General features: G+C 61.4%; 22 protein-coding genes and 1 tRNA gene. 18 read left to right on the top strand and 5 right to left on the bottom strand.

Annotation, left to right across the window (positions count from 1 at the left end; translation table 11 throughout):
• Window positions 1-70: 70 nt before the first annotated feature.
• From H9Q75_RS11545 to cuyB, 3 genes are read left to right on the top strand one after another with little or no spacing between them, the layout of a single operon-like run.
• Window positions 71-271, top strand: a complete 201-nt coding sequence (locus H9Q75_RS11545) for a hypothetical protein (RefSeq protein ID WP_186567269.1) — start codon at window positions 71-73, stop codon at window positions 269-271.
• Window positions 261-1,469 carry a carboxylate--amine ligase gene (locus H9Q75_RS11540; RefSeq protein ID WP_186567267.1) on the top strand — a complete coding sequence of 403 codons (1,209 nt, stop codon included), beginning with the start codon at window positions 261-263 and terminating at the stop codon, window positions 1,467-1,469. Before H9Q75_RS11545 ends, H9Q75_RS11540 begins: the two co-directional genes overlap by 11 nt.
• Complete coding sequence (gene cuyB / locus H9Q75_RS11535) at window positions 1,469-2,170, top strand: cysteate racemase (RefSeq protein ID WP_186567265.1); 702 nt, start codon at window positions 1,469-1,471, stop codon at window positions 2,168-2,170. Before H9Q75_RS11540 ends, cuyB begins: the two co-directional genes overlap by 1 nt.
• On the opposite strand, the gene H9Q75_RS11530 is transcribed toward cuyB, so the two are convergent.
• Window positions 2,156-2,407 (bottom strand): hypothetical protein, encoded by a 252-nt coding sequence (locus H9Q75_RS11530; protein WP_186567263.1) that lies wholly within the window; start codon window positions 2,405-2,407, stop codon window positions 2,156-2,158. The genes cuyB and H9Q75_RS11530 overlap by 15 nt on opposite strands.
• A 68-nt stretch (window positions 2,408-2,475) precedes the next feature.
• On the opposite strand from H9Q75_RS11530, the gene H9Q75_RS11525 reads away from it, so the two are divergent.
• From H9Q75_RS11525 to H9Q75_RS11510, 4 genes are all read left to right on the top strand, one after another.
• Window positions 2,476-2,685, top strand: coding sequence for a helix-turn-helix domain-containing protein (locus H9Q75_RS11525; protein ID WP_186567261.1), 210 nt, complete (start codon window positions 2,476-2,478; stop codon window positions 2,683-2,685).
• Between the two features lie 429 nt (window positions 2,686-3,114).
• A complete protein-coding gene (locus H9Q75_RS11520) occupies window positions 3,115-4,632 on the top strand; it encodes a Mur ligase family protein (RefSeq protein WP_186567259.1) in 1,518 nt (505 codons plus the stop codon).
• A complete protein-coding gene (locus H9Q75_RS11515) occupies window positions 4,629-5,468 on the top strand; it encodes an epoxyqueuosine reductase (RefSeq protein WP_186567257.1) in 840 nt (279 codons plus the stop codon). The genes H9Q75_RS11520 and H9Q75_RS11515 overlap by 4 nt, the downstream gene beginning before the upstream one ends.
• A gap of 54 nt (window positions 5,469-5,522) precedes the next feature.
• Window positions 5,523-5,957 (top strand): CBS domain-containing protein, encoded by a 435-nt coding sequence (locus H9Q75_RS11510; protein ID WP_186567255.1) that lies wholly within the window; start codon window positions 5,523-5,525, stop codon window positions 5,955-5,957.
• A 44-nt stretch (window positions 5,958-6,001) separates the two neighbouring features.
• Here the strand turns inward: H9Q75_RS11510 and typA are convergent, their stop codons facing one another.
• On the bottom strand, window positions 6,002-7,828 hold the full coding sequence (gene typA / locus H9Q75_RS11505) for a translational GTPase TypA (protein ID WP_186567252.1): 1,827 nt from the start codon (window positions 7,826-7,828) through the stop codon (window positions 6,002-6,004).
• Between the two features lie 204 nt (window positions 7,829-8,032).
• Between typA and H9Q75_RS11500 the strand changes: the two genes are divergently transcribed.
• A tRNA-Arg gene (locus tag H9Q75_RS11500) sits at window positions 8,033-8,109 on the top strand.
• A gap of 245 nt (window positions 8,110-8,354) precedes the next feature.
• Here H9Q75_RS11500 and H9Q75_RS11495 read toward each other — a convergent pair.
• The 3 genes from H9Q75_RS11495 to H9Q75_RS11485 form a co-directional block, all read right to left on the bottom strand.
• Window positions 8,355-9,332: an aldo/keto reductase gene (locus tag H9Q75_RS11495; RefSeq protein WP_186567250.1), complete on the bottom strand. Its 978-nt coding sequence runs from the start codon at window positions 9,330-9,332 to the stop codon at window positions 8,355-8,357.
• 90 nt (window positions 9,333-9,422) lie between these two features.
• Window positions 9,423-10,661: a methylaspartate ammonia-lyase gene (locus H9Q75_RS11490; RefSeq protein WP_186567248.1), complete on the bottom strand. Its 1,239-nt coding sequence runs from the start codon at window positions 10,659-10,661 to the stop codon at window positions 9,423-9,425.
• 49 nt (window positions 10,662-10,710) lie between these two features.
• Window positions 10,711-11,739: a GntR family transcriptional regulator gene (locus tag H9Q75_RS11485; protein WP_186567246.1), complete on the bottom strand. Its 1,029-nt coding sequence runs from the start codon at window positions 11,737-11,739 to the stop codon at window positions 10,711-10,713.
• Window positions 11,740-12,125: 386 nt separating this feature from the next.
• On the opposite strand from H9Q75_RS11485, the gene H9Q75_RS11480 reads away from it, so the two are divergent.
• The 10 genes from H9Q75_RS11480 to H9Q75_RS11435 all read left to right on the top strand — a co-directional run.
• On the top strand, window positions 12,126-13,721 hold the full coding sequence (locus H9Q75_RS11480; protein ID WP_186567244.1) for an ABC transporter substrate-binding protein: 1,596 nt from the start codon (window positions 12,126-12,128) through the stop codon (window positions 13,719-13,721).
• A gap of 189 nt (window positions 13,722-13,910) precedes the next feature.
• Window positions 13,911-14,852, top strand: coding sequence for an ABC transporter permease (locus tag H9Q75_RS11475; protein WP_186567242.1), 942 nt, complete (start codon window positions 13,911-13,913; stop codon window positions 14,850-14,852).
• Between the two features lie 14 nt (window positions 14,853-14,866).
• Window positions 14,867-15,763 carry an ABC transporter permease gene (locus H9Q75_RS11470; RefSeq protein ID WP_243200813.1) on the top strand — a complete coding sequence of 299 codons (897 nt, stop codon included), beginning with the start codon at window positions 14,867-14,869 and terminating at the stop codon, window positions 15,761-15,763.
• 19 nt (window positions 15,764-15,782) lie between these two features.
• Complete coding sequence (locus H9Q75_RS11465; RefSeq protein ID WP_186567241.1) at window positions 15,783-16,787, top strand: oligopeptide/dipeptide ABC transporter ATP-binding protein; 1,005 nt, start codon at window positions 15,783-15,785, stop codon at window positions 16,785-16,787.
• A 3-nt stretch (window positions 16,788-16,790) separates the two neighbouring features.
• Entirely contained in the window at window positions 16,791-17,819 is a 1,029-nt protein-coding gene (locus H9Q75_RS11460; protein ID WP_186567240.1) for an ABC transporter ATP-binding protein, read from the top strand.
• 40 nt (window positions 17,820-17,859) lie between these two features.
• Window positions 17,860-18,882 (top strand): aspartate-semialdehyde dehydrogenase, encoded by a 1,023-nt coding sequence (locus H9Q75_RS11455; protein ID WP_186567238.1) that lies wholly within the window; start codon window positions 17,860-17,862, stop codon window positions 18,880-18,882.
• Entirely contained in the window at window positions 18,879-20,036 is a 1,158-nt protein-coding gene (locus tag H9Q75_RS11450) for an amino acid kinase family protein (RefSeq protein ID WP_186567236.1), read from the top strand. The genes H9Q75_RS11455 and H9Q75_RS11450 overlap by 4 nt, the downstream gene beginning before the upstream one ends.
• A 54-nt stretch (window positions 20,037-20,090) precedes the next feature.
• The gene (locus tag H9Q75_RS11445) at window positions 20,091-21,335 is read left to right on the top strand and encodes a DUF885 domain-containing protein (RefSeq protein ID WP_186567234.1); all 1,245 of its coding nucleotides are present in this window, start codon (window positions 20,091-20,093) and stop codon (window positions 21,333-21,335) included.
• Between the two features lie 41 nt (window positions 21,336-21,376).
• Complete coding sequence (locus H9Q75_RS11440) at window positions 21,377-22,186, top strand: creatininase family protein (protein ID WP_186567232.1); 810 nt, start codon at window positions 21,377-21,379, stop codon at window positions 22,184-22,186.
• Window positions 22,187-22,311: 125 nt separating this feature from the next.
• Window positions 22,312-22,667: M14 family metallopeptidase (locus tag H9Q75_RS11435; RefSeq protein WP_186567230.1), on the top strand; the 356-nt coding region annotated here is incomplete at its 3' end.

Here is a 22,667-nt window from a genome sequence, read left to right as displayed (position 1 = left end):
GGAGGCGGTTGCCCGCCGGCGGCGGAAACTCTGCGAGGCGATTCGTCTGTCCGCTTAAGGAGAATGGAATATGACAAAAATAGAGAAAACAGCGCTGGAGCGGCTTTTGTCCGAGTGCTTTGCCGGCGGGGAGCGCCGCCGGCGGGAACTGCGGCTGTCCCGGGAGCAGGCGCGCCAGGTGGAGCGGCTGTGCCCCGACAGCCAGGTGCGGGCCATGGGCGGCAGCTGGTATGAAATCAGTTTTCAGGGAGTGCGGTATTATGGCAGTTAACTTTGTCCCGGTCATGCTGGGTTCGGATATCAACGCATACAGCATGGCCCGCGCCTTTCACGAGGCCTACGGCGTCAAAACCATCGTCTACGGCATGTTTCCCGCCAGCGTGTGCGCGGGCAGCAAGATTATCGACTACCGGGTGCGGGAGCACAACGACCGGGTGGACAAGGTCCTGGAGAACGTCGCCGAGGTGGCAGGAGAGTTTCCGGACAAAAAGATCCTGGTGCTGGGCTGCGGGGACAACTATCTCAACGCCATCTCCGCCAACCTGCCCAACTACCCGGAAAACGTCATCGCCCCCTATGTAAGGCTGGACCTGCTGGAGACCCTGATCCACAAGGAGAAGTTCTACGACCTGTGCGAGTGCCACGGCATCGACCACCCGGCCACCTATGTCTACCACAAGGGGGAGGGGCACGGCTTTACCCTGCCTTTCGACGGGCCCTTTGTGGTCAAGCCAGCCGAGTCGGACACCTACTGGAAGCATCCCTTCCCCACCCAGAAGAAGGCCTATGTCCTACAGACACGGGAAGAGGTGGACAAGGTCATCGACGAGATCTACAGCGCCGGGTATGAGGATTCCCTCATCATCCAGGACTTTATCCCCGGGGATGACAGCTACATGCGGGTGGTCACCAACTACTCCGGCTCTGACGGAAAGGTGCGGCTCATGTGCGTGGGTCACGTCCTGCTGGAGGAGCACACCGCCCACGCCATCGGCAACCACGCGGTCATCATCACCGAGCCGGAGCCGGAGCTGTGTGAGAAGCTCAGGGGCTTCCTGGAGGCCATCGGCTTTGTGGGCTTCTCCAATTTTGACATCAAGTACGACCGGCGCGACGGCAAGTTCAAGGCCTTTGAGATCAACTGCCGCCAGGGGCGCAGCAATTACTACGTCACCGGCGCGGGCTACAATCTGGCCAAATACCTGGTGGAGGACGTGATAGAGCACAAGCCCTGTGAGCTGACCGTGGTGGAAGACCGCCACCTGTGGTGGGTGATCCCCAGGGCCGTGGCCTACGACTATGTGAATCGGGACTACCACCAGGCCATGCGGGAACTGGATGGGGCCGGGAAATCGGTCAACCCCCTGCTCTACGCCCCGGACAACGGCCTGATGCACACCCTGCGCATCAAAAAGGGCCAGCGCCGCTATGTGGGCTGGTACGCCTCCTGTATGGAGAAGGTAAAGTAATGGAGCAGCGTCTCGGCATTTTGGGCGGCATGGGGCCTCAGGCCACCCAGGACTTTTATCAGCGCATCCTGGACCGCACTGAGGCCTCCTGCGATCAGGAGCACCTGCCCACCCTTATTCTCAGCGACACCGGTATGCCCGACCGCACGGCCGCCATTCTGGGGGGGGACGCGGAGGGGTGCTTCCGGCGGCTGCTCTCCGACGCGCAGCTGCTGGAGCGCAGCGGCTGCACCGCCCTGGCCATCCCCTGCAACACCTCCCACTTCTTTGCCGACCGGCTCCAGGAGCAGCTGGGCGTGCCCATCATCCATATGCCCCGCCGCGCCGTGGCCCAGGCCCGGCAGGAGGGCTGGCACAAGGTGGGCATTCTGGCCACCGACGGCACGGTTCAGACCGGGGTGTATCAGAAGGAGTGCGCCGCCCAGGGCATTCTGGCCGTCTCCCCGCCGGAGGATGTGCAGAAAATCGTCATGAGTATTATCTACGACGAGATCAAGCGGGGGGAGAAGGGCAGCCGGGAGAAATTCGCCCTCATCGACCGCTGGCTGCGCTCCGCCGGGTGTGACGGGGGGATTCTGGCCTGCACCGAGCTGTCCGTCTATCGGACCTATCACAGCCTGCCCGACTACTATCTGGACGCCATGGACGTGCTGGCGGAGGAATGTATTACCGCCTGCGGGTATAAATTACGGATGGTGTAGGCTTCCCAGATAGAGGCCCATTTTCAGGGCGGCGCGGAACAGGGTTTGGCTCTGCTCCGTGTCGGACAGGGCGACGCTGTCCTGGTAGACCTCGAAATGGCGGAGCTGTTCCGGCGTGAGGGCGCCCTCCAGCTGTTGAAGATGGCGCTCGGCACAGCGGCGGTTGAGGCGGTACTCCTCGGAGAGGTACAGGTGCTCCATGGCGTAGGAGTAGAGATAGTTTAGGAAGTCGTTCATTGAAATTCCTCCGTTTGGGTGATAAAATAATTATATTCCCCCGAATGGGTGATGTCAAGAGGTGTACTATGGAAATTTTGGGCCAGCGCCTGCGTATGCTGCGAAAAGAGAAACATGAGCCGCAGAAGGCAGCAGCGGAGGCAATCGGAATTTCCTTCAATTCTTATTGCCGCTATGAGCTCAATGAGCGGGAGCCGGATGCGCCCGTCCTGAAAGCCATGGCGGATTATTTCCACGTCAGCGCCGATTTTCTGCTGGGCCGCACCGACCAGCGGTAGGAGGGCCTCCCCTCCGGGGGCCCCCTTTCTCAGCGATGAGAAAGGGGGAAAAGAATCGGCAGGGGGAGGGATTTCGATTTCCCTCCCCCTGCACCCCCTCCTTAAAACGACCAATCAGGGGGGACTGCGGTCCCCCCTATTGGATGTACCCCCTGGGGGCGAAGCTCCGCGGCCATCCCGCGAGGCGCGCCTTACTGGGGTGCGCCAGGCCGATTCACTGCCAGGGAAGGCGGCTGAGCCGCCGAAGGAACCGCCGGGGCCGCCCTGACAGGCGCGCCGACCAATAGAAGTCAAGGGTTTAGATGAATGTCAGGCTTTTTCTTTGGAGTCCCGGACCGTTTCTTTTTGGCCCGTCAAAAAGAAATGGTCTGGGCCCTGCGTCCCCACTCGGGGGACGCACCCACCCAACACCTGAGGAGGTGAACCCGGATGACAAACCGCCCCCGTCTCCCTCTGGGGGACTATTATCAGCTGCTGCTCCGCCATGGGCTCCTGGCGGAGCGCACTCCCCTGCCCGCCGCCCTGACCCGGCCGGTGTCCCTGGTGTCCTGTGACTCCCAGGTGGTCACCCCGGGCACCTTGTTCCTCTGCAAGGGCGCGCGGTTTAAGGAGCAGTATCTGTTGGACGCGGCGGCCAAGGGGGCCTTTGCCTATGTGAGCGAGCGCGCCTACCCCGCACCCATCCCCTGTATCCGGGTGACCGATATCCGCACCGCCATGGGCTTGCTGGCCGACCTGGCCTGGGGGCACCCATCCGGGACGCTGTGGATCACTGGTCTGACAGGTACTAAGGGAAAGACCACCACGGCCTATTACCTGAAATCCATTCTGGACTGCTGGCTGGCCGCCCAAAAGCACAGGGAGAGCGCTCTGCTGTCCACCATCATTACCGACGACGGGGTGGAGCGGCGGCCTGCCAAGCTCACCACGCCCGAGCCCCTGGACCTGCAGCGGCACCTGTTCAACGCCGCCTCGGTGGGGGCGGACTACCTGACCATGGAGGTGTCCAGCCAGGCTCTGAAATACGGCCGGGTCATCGGGGTGGACCTGTCCTGCGCGGTGTTTCTCAACATCGGGGAGGACCACATCTCCCCCATCGAACACCCGGACCTGGCCGACTACCTGGCCTCCAAGCTGCTGATCTTCCGCCAGGCCCGCACCGCGTGCATCAATCTGGACTGCGACCACGCATCGGAAATAGCCGCCGCCGCGTCCGCCTGTGAGCGGGTGATCTCCTTTTCCCGGAAAGACCCCTCCGCCCAGGTGTACGGCAGCGGGGTGCGCAAGGAGGACGGGCTTATCCGATTTCAGGTGCGCACCCCCCGGTACGCCCGGGAGTTGGCCATCTCCACCCCGGGGCTCTTCAACGTGGAGAACGCCCTGGCAGCCGCCGCCGTGGCCGAGTGCTATGACATACCTCCGGAATATGTGGAGGAGGGCTTGCTCAGGGCCTTTGTCCCCGGCCGCATGGAGCACTATGCCAGCGCCGATGGGCAGATTTCCGTCGTCGTGGACTACTCCCACAACGGCATGAGCCTGGAGACCGCCCTGCGCTCCATCCGGGCGGAATACCCGGACCGGGAGCTGACGGTACTCTTCGGCTGCACCGGCGGCAAGGGAATTGACCGCCGGGCGGGCATGGGAAACGCCGCCGGCGCGCTGGCCGACCGGATTTTCCTCACCGAGGACGACCCGGGGCCCGAGGCGGTGGCGGACATCTGCGCGGATATCGGGCGCTTCATTGCGCCCCACGGAAAGAGCTATACGGTTGTCCCTGACCGCCCCGCCGCAGTGGAGCAGGCGATCCTGGGGGCCAGCCGCCCCGCCGTGGTGCTCCTGGCGGGCAAGGGGTGTGAAATGCAGCAGAAGCGGAAAAACGGACCCGAGCCCTGCGCCACGGACGGGCAGCTGGCCCAGGCGGCGCTGGCCCGGTACGACCGCACATGATCCCGGGGCTGGACGCGGCCTTTGCCGCTGCGGGCGCGGCGGGCTGGGGGGCCGTGGCCTATGGCCGCCTGGCGCCCGCTATGTCCCCCGCCGCCCGGGAGAGGGCGGAGGAGGCCTGCCCCTGCCCCGCCGCGGTGCTGGTGGCCGCGTTCCCCTACTATGCCGGGAACCGGCCGGGCAACCTGTCCCTCTACGCCCGGGGCCGGGACTACCACGCCGTGGTGACGGCCCGGCTGAATACGGTTTGCAGTTTTCTGAAGGAACATTACCCCGGGTATTTGTTTTTGCCGGCCGCGGACAACTCCCCCCTGCCGGAGCGGGAGGCGGCCCGGCTGGCCGGACTGGGCATGATGGGCTGGAACGGCCTGGTGATCCTGCCTCCCTACGGCACCTATCTGTTCCTGGGCACCATCCTCACCGACGCGCCCCTGCCGGTGGAGGAGGTCCCGCCCTCCCCGGACTGCCCCGGCTGCGGCCGCTGCGTCTCCGCCTGCCCCGGGGGCGCTCTTGGCCCGGACGGCTTTGCGCTGGAGCGCTGCCTGTCCCACCTGACCCAGAAAAAGGGGGAGCTGACAGAAAAGGAAAACGCCCTGGTGGCAGCCCATCCCCTGGTCTGGGGGTGCGACTTCTGCCAGCGGGTTTGCCCCTTCAATGATCATCCCGCCCTCTCGCCACTGCCCGAGTTTACCTGCGGCCTGGTGGCCCGGGTGGCCCCGGAGGACCTGGAGGGACTCACCAACCGCGCCTTTCAGGAGAAATACGGCGCCTACGCCTTTGCCTGGAGGGGGCCGGCGGTGCTGCGGCGCAACCTGGAGCTGCAAAAGAAAAAGGAATAAAACCGCCTTTCCCGGTCCAAACTATTGGAAATTTAGTGGGAAAGGCGGTTTTTTATGCAAGTGCGCGATCTAATGAATCCCAGCGTGGTCTCCATCACCCCCGGCGAGTCGGCGGCCCTGGCGGCTCGGCTGCTCTCACGGCACAACCTGGGCTCCCTGCCGGTGTGCGGAGAGGACGGTGGTCTGCGGGGCATCGTCACCGATCGGGACATCGTTCTGCGCTGCGTGGCAGCGGAGGAGGACCCGGCCCAGACCCAGGTAAAGGATATCATGACCCGCAACTGCGCGGTGGTCTCCCCGGACGACGACGCCCGGGAGGCCACCCGGCTGATGGCGGCCAAGCAGGTGCGCCGCCTGCCGGTGCTGGAGAACGACAAAGTGGTGGGCATGGTCTCCCTGGGCGATCTGGCCAAAAGCCACCGCTTCGACATGGAGGCCAGCAAGGCACTGTCCGAGATCTCCGAGCCGGTGCAGAAGCTCTATCCCTGAAACCAAGAGGCCCCCGGACCGCATGGTCCGGGGGCCTCTTGGTTTCAGGATTTTTTCTTGGACGCCTCGCGCATCCGGGCGCCGTGGTCCAGCAGGCGCTTGCGCAGGCGCAGGCTCTCCGGTGTGACCTCGAGCAGCTCGTCGTCCGCCAGAAATTCCAGGCACTGCTCCAGGCTCATCTGACGGGGCGTGGTCAGGCGCAGAGCCTCGTCCGAGCCGGAGGCGCGCATGTTGGTCAGCTGCTTTTTCTTGCAGATGTTGACGCTGATGTCCTCCTGCTTGGGGGTCTCGCCAACCACCATGCCGGCGTACACCGGCACGCCGGGACCGATGAAAAGCACGCCCCGCTCCTGGGCGTTGAACAGGCCGTAGGTGACGCTCTCGCCAGTCTCAAAGGACACCAGGGAGCCGGAGGCCCGGCGCTGGATGTCCCCCTTCATGGGGGCGTAGCATTCAAAGACGGAGGCCATGATGCCCTCTCCCTTGGTGTCGGTGAGGAACTCGTTGCGGTAGCCGAACAGGCCCCGAGAGGGGACCAGGAACTCCAGCTTCATCCGGCTGCCCACCGGGGTCATCTCCAGCAGGTCGCCCTTGCGCGCGCCGATCTTCTCGATGACCGCGCCCACGCTGTCGCTGGGCACGTCCACCACCAGGCGCTCGATGGGCTCACACTTTTTCCCGTCGATCTCCTGGAAGAGCACCCGGGGGGGAGAGACCTGGAACTCATAGCCCTCCCGGCGCATGGTCTCGATGAGGATGGACAGACTCATCTCGCCCCGGCCGGCCACGTTGAAGGAGTCGGTGGAGTCGGTCTCGGTCACCCGGAGGGACACGTCCTTCAGGGTCTCCCGCATCAGCCGCTCCCGGATCTGGCGGGAGGTGACGAATTTGCCCTCCCGCCCGGCAAAGGGGGAGTCGTTCACCGAGAAGGTCATCTCGATGGTGGGGGCGGAGATCTTCACGAACTCCATGGGCTCCACCGCGTCGGGGGCGCAGATGGTGTCGCCGATGGTCACGTCGCCGATGCCGCTCATGGCGATGATCTCGCCGGCCGAGGCCTCGCTCACCGGCACCTTGGCCAGCCCGTCAAAGGTGTAGAGCGCGGTAGCCTTGGCCTTCTTGGCGGGCTCGCCCGCCTTGTGATAGTTGCACACCGCGATCTCCTGATTCTGCTTGATGGAGCCCCGCTCAATGCGGCCCACGGCGATACGGCCCACGAACTCGTTGTAGTCAATGGAGCTGACCAGCATCTGGAAGGGCTTGTCCACATCCGCCTCAGGGGCGGGGATATAGTTGAGAATGGTCTCAAACAGGGGGACCAGGTCGGTGCCCGGCACGTCGGGGGAGTAGGAGGCGGTGCCCTGCCGGCCGGAGCAGAACAGGGTGGGGGACTCAAACTGCTCGTCCGTGGCGTTCAAGTCCAGCAGCAGTTCCAGCACCTCGTCCATGACCTCGTGGATGCGCTGGTCGGGCCGGTCGATCTTGTTGACCACCACAATCACCTTGTGGCCCAGTTCCAGGGCCTTGGACAGCACAAAGCGGGTCTGAGGCATAGGGCCCTCGGAGGCGTCCACCAGCAGAATGACGCCGTTGACCATCTTCAAAATGCGCTCCACCTCGCCGCCGAAGTCGGCGTGGCCCGGGGTGTCCACGATGTTGATCTTTACGTCCTTATAGTGAACGGCCGTGTTCTTGGCCAGAATGGTGATGCCGCGTTCCCGCTCCAGGTCGTTGGAATCCATGACCCGCTCCACGGTGGCCTGGTTTTCCCGGTAGATACCGCCCTGCTTCAGCATCTCGTCCACCAGGGTGGTTTTGCCGTGGTCCACATGGGCAATAATTGCGACATTTCTCAGCTTTTCGTTCTGCAAAGGGATGCACCTCGTATCTGAATAGACATAAATAATGAAAAATCCGACTTTCTATTATACCGTGGGGTACAGTAAAACGCAATGTATTTTATAAAAAAATCGTCCAAAATCTTAGCACAGATCCCGCTTTCCGTTGACAGAAACATCCGCTTAGGGTACAATAAACCAGTACCGTGCCGTCCCGTGTTTGCGCGCGGCGTATCTGCGCCTGTAGCTCAGCAGGATAGAGCGACCGCCTCCTAAGCGGTAGGTCGGAGGTTCGAATCCCCTCAGGCGTGCCAAGTCGGAGCAAGAGTTGTATCGCTTGCTCCGACTTATTTTATAAGTCAGGGCGCGCTCACGCCGCTGCTCCTTCTTTCCAAATCGCAACCACTGCGCTGGGCTGCGCTTTGGGTACAGGTCTGACGGCGGGCCTCTAAAAATGACCCGTAGAACAAAAGGGGCTGGAAATCCTAGGATTTCCAGCCCCTTTTACGCTGAGAGTTGGGATGGTACAGGTACGGACAGGAGAGACCCTGGTTGCCGTCTATACCCGCAGATCGTCAAACTGCCCCTGATAGCTGAAACGGGTGCCGGCCAAAGAGCGCCAGATCCGCTCACACCTGGCCTCGATCTCGGGAGACAGGGCGGGGGCCTCGGCAGCGGCCAGATTCTGCTCCAGCTGCTCCAGCTTGCTCACGCCGGTAATCACGCTGTCCAGATAGGGGCGGGAGAGGCACCAGCGCAGGGCCAGCTGAGCCGGGGTCATGCCGTTCTCCTCCGCAATCTGCCTCAGGGACTCCACGGCGCGAAAGTTCTCGTCGCTCCAGTAGCGGTCGATGTACATATCGTCCAGGGCAAAGCGGGTGCCCGCGGCGGGGGCGCCTCCCTTGTGCTTGCCGGTGAGCAGACCGCCGGCCAGAGGGTTGAAGGCCACCAGCCCCACGCCGTGGGCCTTCAGACAGGGGACTAGCTCGGGCTCCACGGTGCGGGTGATCAGGTTGCACACGTTCTGGCTGAGAATGGGGCGGCTGCGCAGGTGGTGGCGCTCCGCCGTCCACACCAGGTCGGCGATCTCCCAGGCGGCATAGTTGCTCACACCCATGTAGCGCACCTTGCCGGAGCGGATCAGATCGTCCATGGCATAGAGCGTCTCCTCAATGGGGGTGTGCCGGTCCGGGGCGTGGAGGTAGTACACGTCGATGTAGTCGGTGCCCAGGGTGGTCAGGCTCTTTTCCGCCTGGCGGATGATGTTCCGGCGGGTGAGGCCGCCGTTCTCCGCAAAGCGGACCTTGGTAGCCACCACGGCGCGGTCCCGGTCGCCGTTCAGGCCCTTGCCAAGGATGCGTTCACTCTCCCCGCCGCAGTAGAGACGGGCGGTGTCAAAAAAGTTTACGCCGGCGTCCAGAGCCCGGCGCACCAGACGGACGCCCAGGGCCTCGTCTACCTGCTCGCCAAAGGTCATGGTGCCCAGACAGATGGGAGAAATTTCAATGCCGGTGCCGGTGAGATAGCGGTATTCCATAAAAACGCCTCCTGATCTCTAATGTAGGGGAAAAATCGCAGGACATCTCAACCTGCGGCTGTATCTGGGGGACGAGTAAGTCGCCCTGAATCAATTGCGCAGCAGCGCCTGAATGCGGCTCATCTCATTGTAGACGATCATGAAGCCCTCGTCCACTCCCATGCCGGGCTTGGCCAGGATCTGGTCAGGGCGGGCGGCCATGGCCGCGTGGACGCACACCTGAGCGGAGCGCTCAGTCTCGTTGCAGGTGCCGCCCTGATAGGCGCCCACACTGTGGGATTTGCAGTAGAGCACCGCCTCCACGGTGTTGTGGACAGAGCCTAGGTCGGGGGTCTTGATCTGAATCATATGTCCGGCCCGGTTGTCGGCAAAGTAGCGCACATCCTCCAGGGTATTGCACCACTCGTCAGCCACCAACTCCACGGGAATGCCCATGGCGTCCACCCGGGCGGTGAGGGCGGCCAGAGCCTCCATCTGGGCGGTGCGCTCCTCCATGTCCATAGGGCCCTCGATGCGCAGGCGGAAGGGGGCGGCGGCCCGGGCCAGCCGGGCCAGATAATCGGCCATCCTGTCCTGGTCCATGCCGAAGGCCAGGCCGATGGTGCCGTATACGTCGATGTGGAGCACCGGCTGATACTCCGGTGCGGTGCGCAGGGCCAGAATGCGCTCCCGCAGCCAGGCCACGTATTCCAGCAGCTTCTCCCCCTGGCGACCCAGCTTGCTCTCCACACTGTTAATGAGGGCATGGGGGAGCACGTCCGCACCCTTGAGGATCATCTTGTCGGCGTTTTCATACCGGTTGTCCCCTGACTGGGTAAAGATGGGGATGGGGCTCCAGTCGCTGTGCAGGCCATACTCCCGGGCCACGGTTTGGCACATGAGCTCTCCATGGGACCGGGCCACTGCGTCCAGCACCGCCTGGGACAGGCCGTAGCGCAGAGCGGTGTGCAGCCGCTGGCCGTCCGCAGTGTGCAGTCCGTCCAGCAGGCCGGCCAGGTCCCGGAAGCTGTCCGCCTCCCGCCCCGCCAGCAGAGGGGCAACCTCACGCTCCAGCACCGGAATGAACTGGCTGGCCAAAAACAGCGGGTCCCGGCCGCCGGCCCCGGAGTACTGCACCGCGGCGCAGTCGCCATAGGCCACCTGACCGTCCTCCAGCTGAAGCAGAATGGAGATGGATTCCCCCGCCTGACGCACCGCGGAAAAACCGTCCGTCACAGGCTGGCCGATATAGCAGGCGCCGTCCGGCCTGGCTCCGGATTTAATGGCCCGCTGGTCGTCAAAAAAGAAACCGGTGCGCCCGGGCGCACAGACCATTGACTTGATCTTCATAAATGATACATTCCCTTCTTTATAAAACAAGAGGACGCACGGCGCCCTCTTATTGCTCGGGCAGGGCTTCGCCGGTCAGTTTCTGCTGATAGGCGCGTTTGGCGGTGGCGTGGATTAGGAGCTTGGAACCCTGGTCCAGCTCATACGAGAACTCGATGACCTGACCGCCCTGGGATCGAAACTCCTCCAGCATGGCGGTTGCCCCACTGCTGCGGAGAAGACCGCACTGGGGGCAAATGATGAGAGTGTCCAGCGGTCCCACGGGGGTGACATCCGGCTGCCCCGCCGCATTTTCTGGAATCCGGACTGGTGCGGAGCGGCCCGGGACAAGAGAGGCAAGATTCTGACAGATAATCTCGTAAAACCGCTCGGTCTCACATACGACGCCAACCCGCGCCTGCGGAGAAAGCGTAGCTAATTGAACAATGGTGTTGGGCGGAATGGCCAGCGCAAAGTAATACAGGCGGTCCTCACAGGAAGGAAGAAGTTTCTGCATCTGTTCAAAATGCTTGGAGGTGGTGAAAATCAGATCGCAGGTGGCGGCCTCGCCCAGCAGAGGCACGTCTTTTTCCAGGTCGCCGAGTACATAGGTCTCAAGCTTTACACAGGGCAGCTGGTCCAACTGGCTGCGGCAGCAGCGCAAGGTCTCCGGCGCGCAGTCGATCAGAGCCAGGCGCACCTGGGGGCACTGACGTTCCATCCGCTCCAGATAGCTGTGGACCAAGTGGGAAATCTGTTCGTAAGGCAGATGAAGCTCCTGAAGCGCAAAAAATGCATAACTGCAGATTTCAGCGGCCTGCTCGGCAGTGCTGGCAGCGGTAGGCTTGGGCGGTCTGGGAGTGGTGACATAGTTCCCACTGCCCTGAAAGCTCTCCAGATACCCCTGATATTTCAGAGACTCAATGGCCTTTTTCACCGTCCCGCGGGAGATGTGCAGTTGGGCGGCCAGATCCCGCTCCGGAGGAAGCCGGTCGCCGGGGCGCAGCACACTCCGCCGGCAGAGCGTAATAATGTGGCCTGTAAGCTGCTCATAAAGGGGGCGAGTATCCTTTTTGTTGACTTGGAAAGACAATGGCACAGTCATCACCTCCGGAACGCGGACAAAATTGGAAAAACGCCTTTTTGCGGTTTGGTGTGCAGAAAGCGCCGAACATTGGGAAATCGGCAGAGTTTCATTGCCATTGTAGCGGGTGATGCCAGGTTTGTCAACCGAAATTGGTACAATTGGGCTGCAACAGCAACTGTACCAATTTTTTGAAGTGTGCAGTGTGCGCCCGCTGTGGTATATTTGAAAAAAGATGCAGGCTTAAATTTGAAACTCCCCTGTTAAAATGCGGATTTTCGCGGGAAAATGAGAAACGTGTATTGACAGGACGGACAAAAATGTGTATGATAACCACAATGCAGCGTGGCAGTGGTATAGACCAAGCTTCGTTGCTATTTTGCTATTTGGAGGTATAAGGAATGAAGAAGATCTGGAAGCGCGCTGCTGCGATGCTTCTGGCCGTGAGCATGGTTCTCGCTCTGGCGGCCTGTAGCAGCGGCGGCGGCAACAACAGCCCTGCTCCCAGCGGCAGCGGCGGCGAGAGCCCCAGCGGCGGCGATGCTGCAATCAAGTCTGAGATTGTCTTTGCCCGCCGTGAGGATTCCAACAATCTGGACCCTGTTCTGCAGGACGGCAACGTAAACATCTGGTTCTTCACCATGGTGCTGGAGAGCCTGCTGAAGGTCAGCGACGACGGCACCAAGATTGAGCCGGGTCTGGCTGAGACCTGGGACGTGAGCGAGGATGGCCTGACCTACACCTTCCACCTGAAGGAGGGCCTGGTGTTCTCCAACGGCGATCCTGTGCTGGCTGAGGATCTGGTGTGGTCCTATGAGCGCGCCATGCACACCGAGGAGTCCCTGTGGGCCGAGCTGTGCCTCAATCTGGACAGCGTCGAGGCTCCCGACGACACCACCTTTATCGTACATGTGAAGGAAGCTTCCCCCGTGGACGAGGTCACCTTTACCCTGTTCAATCTGACCATCGGCGACAAGTCCTACTTTGAGGAAGTGGGCGAGGAGGCTTATGCCAAGTGTCCTGTCGGCACCGGCGCCTACAAGTTCGGCGAGTGGAAGCAGGGCGAATACCTGATGCTCGAGAAGAACGAGAACTACCGCGATGCCGACAGCGTCAAGACCGAGAAGATCCGCGTTACCGTAGTGCCCGACGACAACACCCGCGTGATGCAGCTGCAGGGCGGCAACGCCGACCTGATCAGCGATGTGCCCTGGAACCGTATGAGTGAGGTGGAGGCCACCTCCGGCCTGGACATCGCCACCCCCATCTCTACCGAGGTTCGTTCCCTGAACTTCAACTGCACCAAGGGCCCCACCGCTGACGTGAAGGTGCGTCAGGCCCTGACGATGGCCATCGACAAGGAGGCCATCGTGAAGATGGTGCTCTTTGGTTACGGTGAGGTTGCTGACTCCTATCTGCCCCCCTCCATCCCCTACTATATCTCCCCCTCCACCACTAAGTCCCATGACGTGGAGGCTGCCAAGGCCCTGCTGGCCGAGGCCGGCTATGCCGACGGGTTTGACATCACTCTGACCACCAACGCCGGCAACGCCATCTATGAGCAGATGGCCACCATGATTAAGGAGCAGCTGGCCGCTATCGGCGTTAACGTCACCATCGAGCTGCTGGAGGCCGGTACCTTCAACGCCAAGCGCGCTGCGCTGGAGCTGGATATGTTCTTCGGCGGCTGGACCTCCGACATTCCCGATCCCTCTCAGCAGACCAGCTACTGGTGCCTGCCCGCCACGGCTAACAGCGTGCACACCGGCTGGTCCAACGACCGGGTCATTGAGCTGGGCTATGCTGCGGCCAAGGAGATGGACTCCGAGAAGCGTGCTGAAATGTACGCCGAGATCCAGGAGATCTATGCCGACGAGTGCCCCACTGTGCCCATCTACTATGCGCCCTACGGTGTAGGCATGAGCGCCAAGCTGGACGGCTTCGCTCAGATCCCCACCGGCCCCTATCGCTTCAACAACCTGACCTGCGCCGAGTAATCGGACTGCAGAGTCCACTTTGTAATGACGACCCTACAGGCGGGCAGGTTTGCCCGCCTGTAGGGTGTGTCTGAAAGGTTCTGGCGCCGCAGACAGGCGATCGGCCCGGCGGGCCCCGGACTTTTCAGATGCACCCTGGGGGGTCAGTAAGGAATAACCCCGCCCAAGACAAAGGCAGGTAATGATCAAATGAGACAATTCAATTACATTTTAAAGCGACTCCTACATATGATCCCGGTGCTTTTCTGTGTGACAATTCTGATCTTCCTGATGATTCGCCTGATTCCTGGCAGCCCGGCGGAGATTATGCTGGGCGATAAGGCAACGCCGGAGAAGATTGCCATCCTGGAAGAGAAAATGGGCCTTAATGAGCCGTTGATCGTCCAATACGGCCTGTTTTTGAAGCAGATCGTCACACTGGACTTCGGCGATTCCATCACCTATGCACGCCCAGTTCTGGAGTTGATTCAACCAAAGATTATGGTGACGGTGGGATTGGTAATTTCCACAACGATCTTTGTGCTGCTGCTCAGCTTCCCACTAGGATATCTGGCGGGCAGCAAGCACGGCACTCCCTTGGACAGCGGCATTAAGACCGGCGCGCTGATTGTGATCTCTCTGCCCCAATTCTGGGTCGGTACGCTGTTCCTGCTGCTCTTTGGCCTCAAGCTGCACTGGTTTCCGGTGGGCGGCTGGGGAGACACCTTTTTGGAGCACGCCCATTCCCTGATCCTGCCGGGCCTTACCGGCGCGCTGACCACATCCGCGCTGACCATCCGCAACCTGCGCAGCAACGTCATCGACGTGGTCAACAGCGATTATGTGGACTTTGCCCGCAGCAAGGGCCTGACGGAAAAGCGCATCAAAAACCGTCACATTATCCGAAACTCTATGATTTCCACCGTCACGCTGCTCTCCCTGCGTATTGCCAATATGCTGGGCGGCTCCATCGTGATTGAGACGGTGTTTTCCCTGCCCGGCCTGGGCAAACTGCTGGTAGACTCCATCTTCGCCCGCGACTACGCCGTGGTGCAGACGGTGGTGCTCATGCTGGCACTGATCGTACTGATTGTTAACCTGATTACAGACGTGGCGTACTCCATGCTGGATCCCCGCGTCAGACTCGAGTGAAAGGAGAGGGAGATATGGAACAGAAGGACAATACCTCCGTCTTCGAGCAGACCGAAGCCAGCCGCGGAGAAGAAGCGCACCACATCAAAAAGAAGAAGCACTTCTGGCAGTACAGCATGTCCCTTAACATCGGTCTGGTCATTATCGTGATCGTTCTGATCTTCGCATTTTTCCCCCAGTTTATCGCACCCTATGAGCCAAATACCAGTAACCCGGACGCTATCATGCTGGCCCCCAGTGCGGAGCATCTCTTCGGGACGGACAACTACGGCCGTGACATTTTCTCCCGTGTGGTGTGGGGTACCCGCATTGACGTGGCCATGGGCATCTTCGCCATGATCGTACCCCTGATTGTGGGCAGCATCATCGGACTGATCGCCGGCTATTACGGCGGCTGGATCGACACCATCCTCATGCGGATCCTGGACGTGGTCATGGCTTTCCCCTTTATCTTGATGGTTATCGTCATTGTGGCCATTTTAGGGTCCGGATTGATGAATATGTTTATTGCCATCTGGCTGGTGGCTTGGCGAGATTACGCCCGATTGGTGCGAAGTGAGGTCATGATTGCCAAGCACAGCGAGTATGTTATGGCCGCCAAGGTCTTGGGCTACAGCGAGATCCGCATTATCCTGGGGCATATTCTGCCCAACGTAGTCAATTCCGCCATTACCTTCGCCGCTGCCGACATTGTGATGTGCATGCTGACCGGCGCCTCCATGAGCTTCCTGGGCCTGGGTGTTGAGCCCCCCACCCCGGAATGGGGCGCCTTGATCTCCACTGGCCGACCCTTTATGACCCAGGCCTGGTGGATGTGCACCCTGCCCGGTGTGGCGATCTGTATCGCCGGCGTCGGCTTCAGCCTCTTCGGAGACGGTATCTCCGACGTGCTGCGCGCCAAGAGCCGTTAAGGAAAGGAGGAGAAGCCTCGTGGAACCTATTTTAGAGGTCAAGGATTTAAAAACCTATTTTATTACCAAAGACAGCACCGCCAAAGCGGTGGACGGCGTCTCCTTCTCGGTGATGCCCGGCGAGACCTTTGGCTTGGTGGGTGAGTCCGGCTGCGGCAAGAGCGCCACCTGCCGCTCGATTCTGCAGCTGATCCACAAGCCCGGAAGGACCGTGGGCGGCGAGGTTATCTACAAGGGGCAGAACATCCTGGACATGCCCCCAGCGGAGCTGCGGAAGATCCGCGGCTCCGAAATCGGGATGATCTTCCAAGAGCCCATGACCTCCCTGAACCCGGTGCTCAAGATTAAGGAGCAGATTTTTGAGAACCTGAAGGACAAGAACCTGACCAAGCAGCAAAAGCACGACCGCGCCATTGAGCTGCTCAAGCTGGTGGGCATTCCCACGCCGGAAACCCGTCTGGACGAGTATATCCATCAGTACTCCGGCGGTATGCGCCAGCGAGCCATGATTGCCATCGCCCTGGCGGCGGAGCCAAAGGTGCTTCTGGCGGACGAACCCACCACCGCTCTGGATGTGACCATCCAGGACCAGATTATCAAGCTGCTGGGCAAGCTGAAAACCCAGCTGGGCATGAGCATTATTCTCATCACCCACGATCTGGGCGTGGTGGCCCAGATGTGCGACTATGTGGCCGTTATGTATGCCGGGCATATCGTGGAGAAGGCGGACACCAATACCCTTCTTACCGCGCCCCGGCACCCCTATACGTATGGACTGATCCGCTCAATCCCTACCGGACTGGAGGGCAGCAAAAAGCTGGAGTCCATTGAGGGAATGCCCCCCGACCTGAACAACATGCCGGAGGGATGCCCCTTTGCGCCCCGCTGCAAATTCAAGGGGGAGCTGTGCACCAAGGTGCGCCCCGAGATGCGCAAGCTGGGCAATGGGCACGAGGTGGCCTGCCACTATACCGAAAAGCTGGAGGGCGTCAGTGGTCTGCAGTCCTCGGAAAAGAAGGTGTAAGCCATGACACAGACCACGGAAAAAAGAATGGTCGTGGAGGTACGGGATCTCAAGAAGTGCTTCCCCTCCAAGCGGACCATTACCGACGCCATCGCCAAAAAGCCGGCCCAGGTGCTCACCGCAGTGGACGGCGTGAGTCTGGAGATCCGCGAGGGCGAGACGCTGGGCCTGGTGGGCGAGTCCGGCTGCGGCAAGTCTACCCTGGCCCGCACCCTGCTGCGCCTGTATGAGCCGGACGGCGGGCAGATCTTCTTCAACGGCGTGGACGTCACCAACATGAAGGGGACCGAGCTGCGCAAGCAGCGCCGGGACTTCCAGATGATCTTCCAGGACCCCTATTCCTCCCTGAATCCCCGCAAGAGCGTGCGCGCCACACTGGAGGAGGCCCTGCGGGTCCACAACATCATTGAGCCGGGCCCGGACCAGAAGGAGCGCATTGAGCGGCGCATCTATACCCTGCTGGACCTGGTGGGCATGAACCGCAATTCCATCGACCGCTACCCCGGCGAATTCTCCGGCGGCCAGCGCCAGCGCATCGGTATTGCCCGCGCCCTGGCGGTGAATCCGTCCTTTATCGTGGCGGATGAGCCGGTTTCCGCCCTGGACGTATCCATTCAGGCCCAGGTGCTCAACCTGCTAACCGAGATTCAGGCCAAGGAGAACCTGGCGTTTCTCTTTATCTCCCACGACCTGCGCGTGGTGCGCCTGATCTCCCATCAGGTGGCCGTCATGTACCTGGGCAAGGTGATCGAGTACGCGCCCACGGAGGACCTGTATGAGACGCCTCACCACCCCTATACCCAGATTCTGATGAAGGCGGCGCCTGTGCTGGACGCCACCAACCGCAACCGCGACTATGCCATCGAGGGCGAGCCGCCCAGCCCCCTGAACCTGCCCACCGGCTGCCGGTTCCACCCCAGGTGCCCCTATGCCACGGACAAGTGCCGGGAGGAGCAGCCCGAACTGCGGGAGGTGGCCCCCGGCTGCAAGGTGGCGTGCCACTATCCGCTGAATCTGCCGGAGCAGAAATAAGCTACTCCGATTTTCTGTACTGCTTGGAGGTAGAATAGAAATGGATAAAAAAGGAATTCGTTTGACGATTTTAGGCGCCACCGGCGCCGTAGGGACCGAGATGCTCCGTGTCTTGGCGGAGCGGAATTTTCCGGTCAGCTCCCTGAAGCTGCTGGCGGACGCCAATGACGCCGGCAAGCAGATCCAGTGGCAGGGCCAGACCTACACCGTGGAAGAGGCCACAGACGACTCTTTTGCGGATACCGACATTACCCTGGTGGCGGTGGGCAACGCGGTCAGCCTGCGCTTCAGCCCGATTGCCGTGAAGAGCGGCAGTGTCGTGGTGGACAACTCCAGCGCCTACCGGATGTACCCGGATGTGCCTCTGGTGGTGCCTGAGGTCAACCCGGAGGACATTAAAAAGCACAACGGCATTATTGCCAACCCCAACTGCTCCACTATTATCGCTATGGTGCCCCTCAAGCCCCTGCATGACTATGCAGGCATCCGCCGCGTCATTGTATCCACCTATCAGGCGGTGTCCGGCGCTGGCGTGGCCGGCCTGAATGAGCTGCGGGACCAGGCCGCCGACGTGTTGGCCGGCAAGACCGCCCAGTCCAAGGTGTTCCAGCATCAGATTGCCTTCAACGTCATTCCCCGGATTGAGACCTTCCAAGAGAACGGCTATACATACGAGGAGATGAAAATGCTCAACGAGGGCCGCAAGATTCTCCACTGTCCGGGGCTGCAGGTCAACTGCACCTGCGTGCGCGTGCCCGTGTTCCGCAGCCACTCCGAGTCCATTACCATCGAGACCGAGCGCAAGCTCACCGTGGAGAAGGCCCGGGAGCTGCTGGCCAGCGCCCCCGGTGTGAAGCTGGTGGACGACCCGGCCAACAACCTCTACCCCATGCCTGTGGACTCCTCTGACCAGGACTTGGTGTTCGCCGGCCGCATCCGTGAGGACTTCACCGCCCCCAACGCCCTGCAGCTGTGGGTATGCGGCGACCAAGTGCGCAAGGGCGCGGCCACCAATGCCGTGCAGATTGCCGAGCTGGTGGCAAAAGATATGGGGGCTGTATGAGCATTATTGTACAGAAATTCGGCGGCACTTCCACCAATTCCTATGAGAAGCGCGATCTGATTCAGGCCCGCATGGAACAGGCGCTGGCGCAGGGACACCAGGTGGCCGCCGTGGTCTCCGCCATGGGCCGCCGGGGCGAGCCCTATGCCACCGATACGCTGATCGACCTGGCCCTGGCGGAAAATCCCAATGTGAACCTGCGGGAGATGGATCTGATCGCGGTCTGCGGCGAACAGATCGCCGGCGCGGTCATTGCCGCCCACCTGCAGAAGGGCGGGCACAAGGCCTGTTACCTCTCCGGCCAGCAGGCCGGGATCTATACTGACGGCAAATACACCGACGCCGAGCTGGTCCGCTTTGACCCCGCACGTCTGCGGGAGCTGCTGGCCGACGGCTGCCTGCCTCTGGTGGGCTCCGGCCAGGGCTATGCGGACAAGAATGAGGTCTGTATGATTGGCCGCGGCGGCGGCGACACCACCTCCGCCATCCTGGGCGTGGGCCTGGAGGCGGACGAGGTGGATATTTACACCGACGTCAACGGCGTGATGACCGCCGACCCCCGGGTGGTGCCGGAGGCACGTCTGCTGGAGCGCATCAGCTACCAGAACTGCGCCGATATGGCCCACAACGGGGCCAAGGTGGTCCATCCCCGGGCGGTGGAGATCGCGGCTCAGCGGCCTGAGATGGCCCTGTATGTCCGCGGCCTGCGCAGCACGGAGAAGGGGACGCTCATCTGCGCCGGCGAGGGGAGCGCGTCCAAATATGTGGGCGTGGCCTCCCAGTCCGGAGAGGTGCTGGTGGAGGCGCCTATGGACAGCCCGCTGGCCCAGGCCTGCCTGGCGGGCGGGCTGGAGCTGGTGGAGGTGCGCGCGGGCGGCAAGCCCTGCTTTGTGGTAAGCAGCAAGGATGTGCGCCGCTTCCAGTATCTGCTGGCGGAGCGGGGCGAGACCCCTGCGCTGCGCGCCGAGCTGACCCGTGTCAGCCTGATCGGCGACGGTCTGGACCGCCTGAGCGGCGTGGAAGCGGGCATGTGCGACCTGGCCGAGAGCGGACCGGCTGCTGCCCGCCTGAATTCCGGCTGCTGCAGCGTCTGGGTGGAGGGCGACGGAAAAGAGACCCTGCGCCGGGCGCATCGAGTCTTTATGGAAGCGTAATCCCGAGGGAAAGACTCCCGTCAGGGTTAGTAGGAAAGGAAGCGACCCGTTTTCATGACAATGTATTGGACTGATCCGGAGACCGCAAGGACAATTGTGGACATTGCGGCCAGCCTGAGCAAGCTGGCCGACGGCATGAGCAGCGACGAGCCCATGACCGCCAACTACAGCCATACCCAGCCCACCTTGAACAGCCTGGAGGAAGTCTTGGCTGCGGTGGAGCAGGTACAGGCCAAGATTACCGATCTGCCCGGTCACCCCGGAGACTATCTGCGCGCCATGCTGAAGTCTTTCGGCACCCTGGCCCGCTATATGGGCGACGAGAACTACAACTACAAGGACGCCGTGCGGGACATCCTGGAGGTGGAGCTGAAGGAGATCCCCCAGGAGAACTTTGACCGCCTGGCCCAGCGCATTGACGCCAAGCTGACCGAGTGGGGTTACACCGGCACCCCCTATGAGAAGATTGCCAAGTGGCAGGATGACAAGCGCATCCCTGCCGACCAGGTGATTGCCACTGCTGAGCGGTTCCTGGACAAGAGCCGCATCTATGCCTCCAAGCGGGTGCGCAAGCTGCCCGAGGGTGAGGGCATCGACTCGGTCAACCCCATCCAGGGGGTGTACTGGAGCGGCCTGTCGGAGTATATTGGCGACTACCAGGGCCGCCTGACCTTCAACATTGACCGGCCCTGGAATGTGCCCACCTTCGCCTGTATCCTCACCCATGAGGGCTACCCCGGACACCACACCTACTACACTCTTTGGGACTACCTGTACCGGGAGGGCAAGCTGCCCATGGAGGCGGCCTACGTGCTGATCAACTCCCCCATCAACTGCCTGTTTGAGGGCGCGCCCGAGGTGGCGATCCACTTCCTGGGCTGGGACGACCCCCGGGAGGACACCCCCGAGATCACGGCCCAGGAGAAGGAAGAGATCATGGTGGCCAAGGACATCATGGACCTGCAGCGGATGTACCAGACCAACGCCAACTACTACTACAACGCAGAGGGCTGGAGCAAGGAGAAGGTCATCGAGTACATGCTCTCCACCGGCTGGTATTCTGAGATTGAGGCCAACAACACCTTCCGCTACTTCTCCAACCGCTACAAGGCGATTTACTACCCCTGCTATTACTATGGCCGCTGGATCATCCAGGCTGGCTATGAGGCCTTCCCCAAGGAGCGTCGGGAGGAGTACTTCCACATCATCTACGATATCCCTCAGACCAACAGCACCCTCATCAAGGCCGTGCGTGAGGCCACCGGCAAGAGCGATTTTGACCCCTTCCAAGGGATCTGATCGATACAGCACAAATTAAAAAATGTAAGGAGTGTTTTATCATGTATCTTCTGGAAAACATGACCTGGGCCAAGGCTCAGGAGGCCTTCTCCAAGTGCAAGACCGCCATCATCCCCCTGGGCTCCACGGAGCAGCATGGTCCCCATCTGCCCCTGGGCACCGATTTCTTCACCGCCCAGTATTTTTCCGACGCCATGGTGAACGTGGATTACAACGCCATCATCACCCCCGTTCTGCCCATCGGTTTTGCCGACTATCACAGTGACTTCCCCGGCACTCTGTCACTGACCTATGACACTCTGATGCACGTGGTCAGCGAGATCTGCGAGAAGCTGATCGGTTACGGCATTGACCATATTCTGTTCTTCAACACCCACGGCGGCAACGCCGCCCCCCTGGGCCGTGTGGCCTATGCCCTGCGTCAGCGCGGTATTGTGGCCGCTACCTATATGTGGTTTGAGATGATCGGCCATATCAAGGACGAGTGGAAGCTCATCGGCCACGGCGACGCCTCCGAGACCGCCTTCGTGCTGGCCTACCGTCCCGAGACCTGTGACCCCAACGACGCCATCCGCCCCACTAACAAGAACCTGACCGACAAGCTCATCATGGGCGATATGAACGAGATCATGTTCAAGGGCGTGATGCCGGTCCACTTCCAGCTGCGCGTGAAGGATGTCAGCGACATCGGCGCCATGCTGGAGCCCTCCCTCTATCCCGACGGCGACCACGGCCAGTGGATGGAAGGCGTGGATCCCAAGATGGCCGAGGATATGACCAAGGTGGTCATGGAGTATCTGGCCGAGTTCCTGCCCGAGTTCGAGAAGGTCCACTTCGATCCCGTCGTCTAATTGCGGATTGTACGGTCCGGATGCGCATGGCGTCTATCCGGGGCGCGTGCCGCAGCATTGTACCATAAACGGCGCGCGCCCCTGTCAGGCAGGGGCGCGCGTTTTTATTTCAGGAGGTAAATAAAATGGCAGATCTGAAGGTTGGCTCCCTGAGTGCCGCTGTGGGGAGTAAGGTGCAGGGATACCTGGAGGTAGAGGGTACGCCTGTAAAGATGCCGATCACGCTGATCAACGGCGTGAACGAGGGGAAGACGGTGGTGATCACGGGCGGGACCCACGGCGGGGAGTATCCCGGCGTGGAGGCGTCGATCCGCCTGGCCAAGACCCTGCAGCCGGCGGACGTGAGCGGGCAGCTGATCATTGTGCACCCTGTGAACGTGCCCGCGTTCCAGGCCAAGCTGCAGTACGTGGGCCCCTATGACGGCAAGAACCTGAACCGGGAGTACCCGGGCCTGGCCACAGGCACGGTGACCCAGCGCAT

Origin of the sequence: Lawsonibacter celer, from assembly GCF_014281125.1 — a bacterium.
Classification (GTDB): domain Bacteria; phylum Bacillota; class Clostridia; order Oscillospirales; family Oscillospiraceae; genus Lawsonibacter_B; species Lawsonibacter_B celer.
Note: the sequence above shows the minus strand (reverse complement) of the source record. Positions and strands in the feature narration are given on the sequence as shown.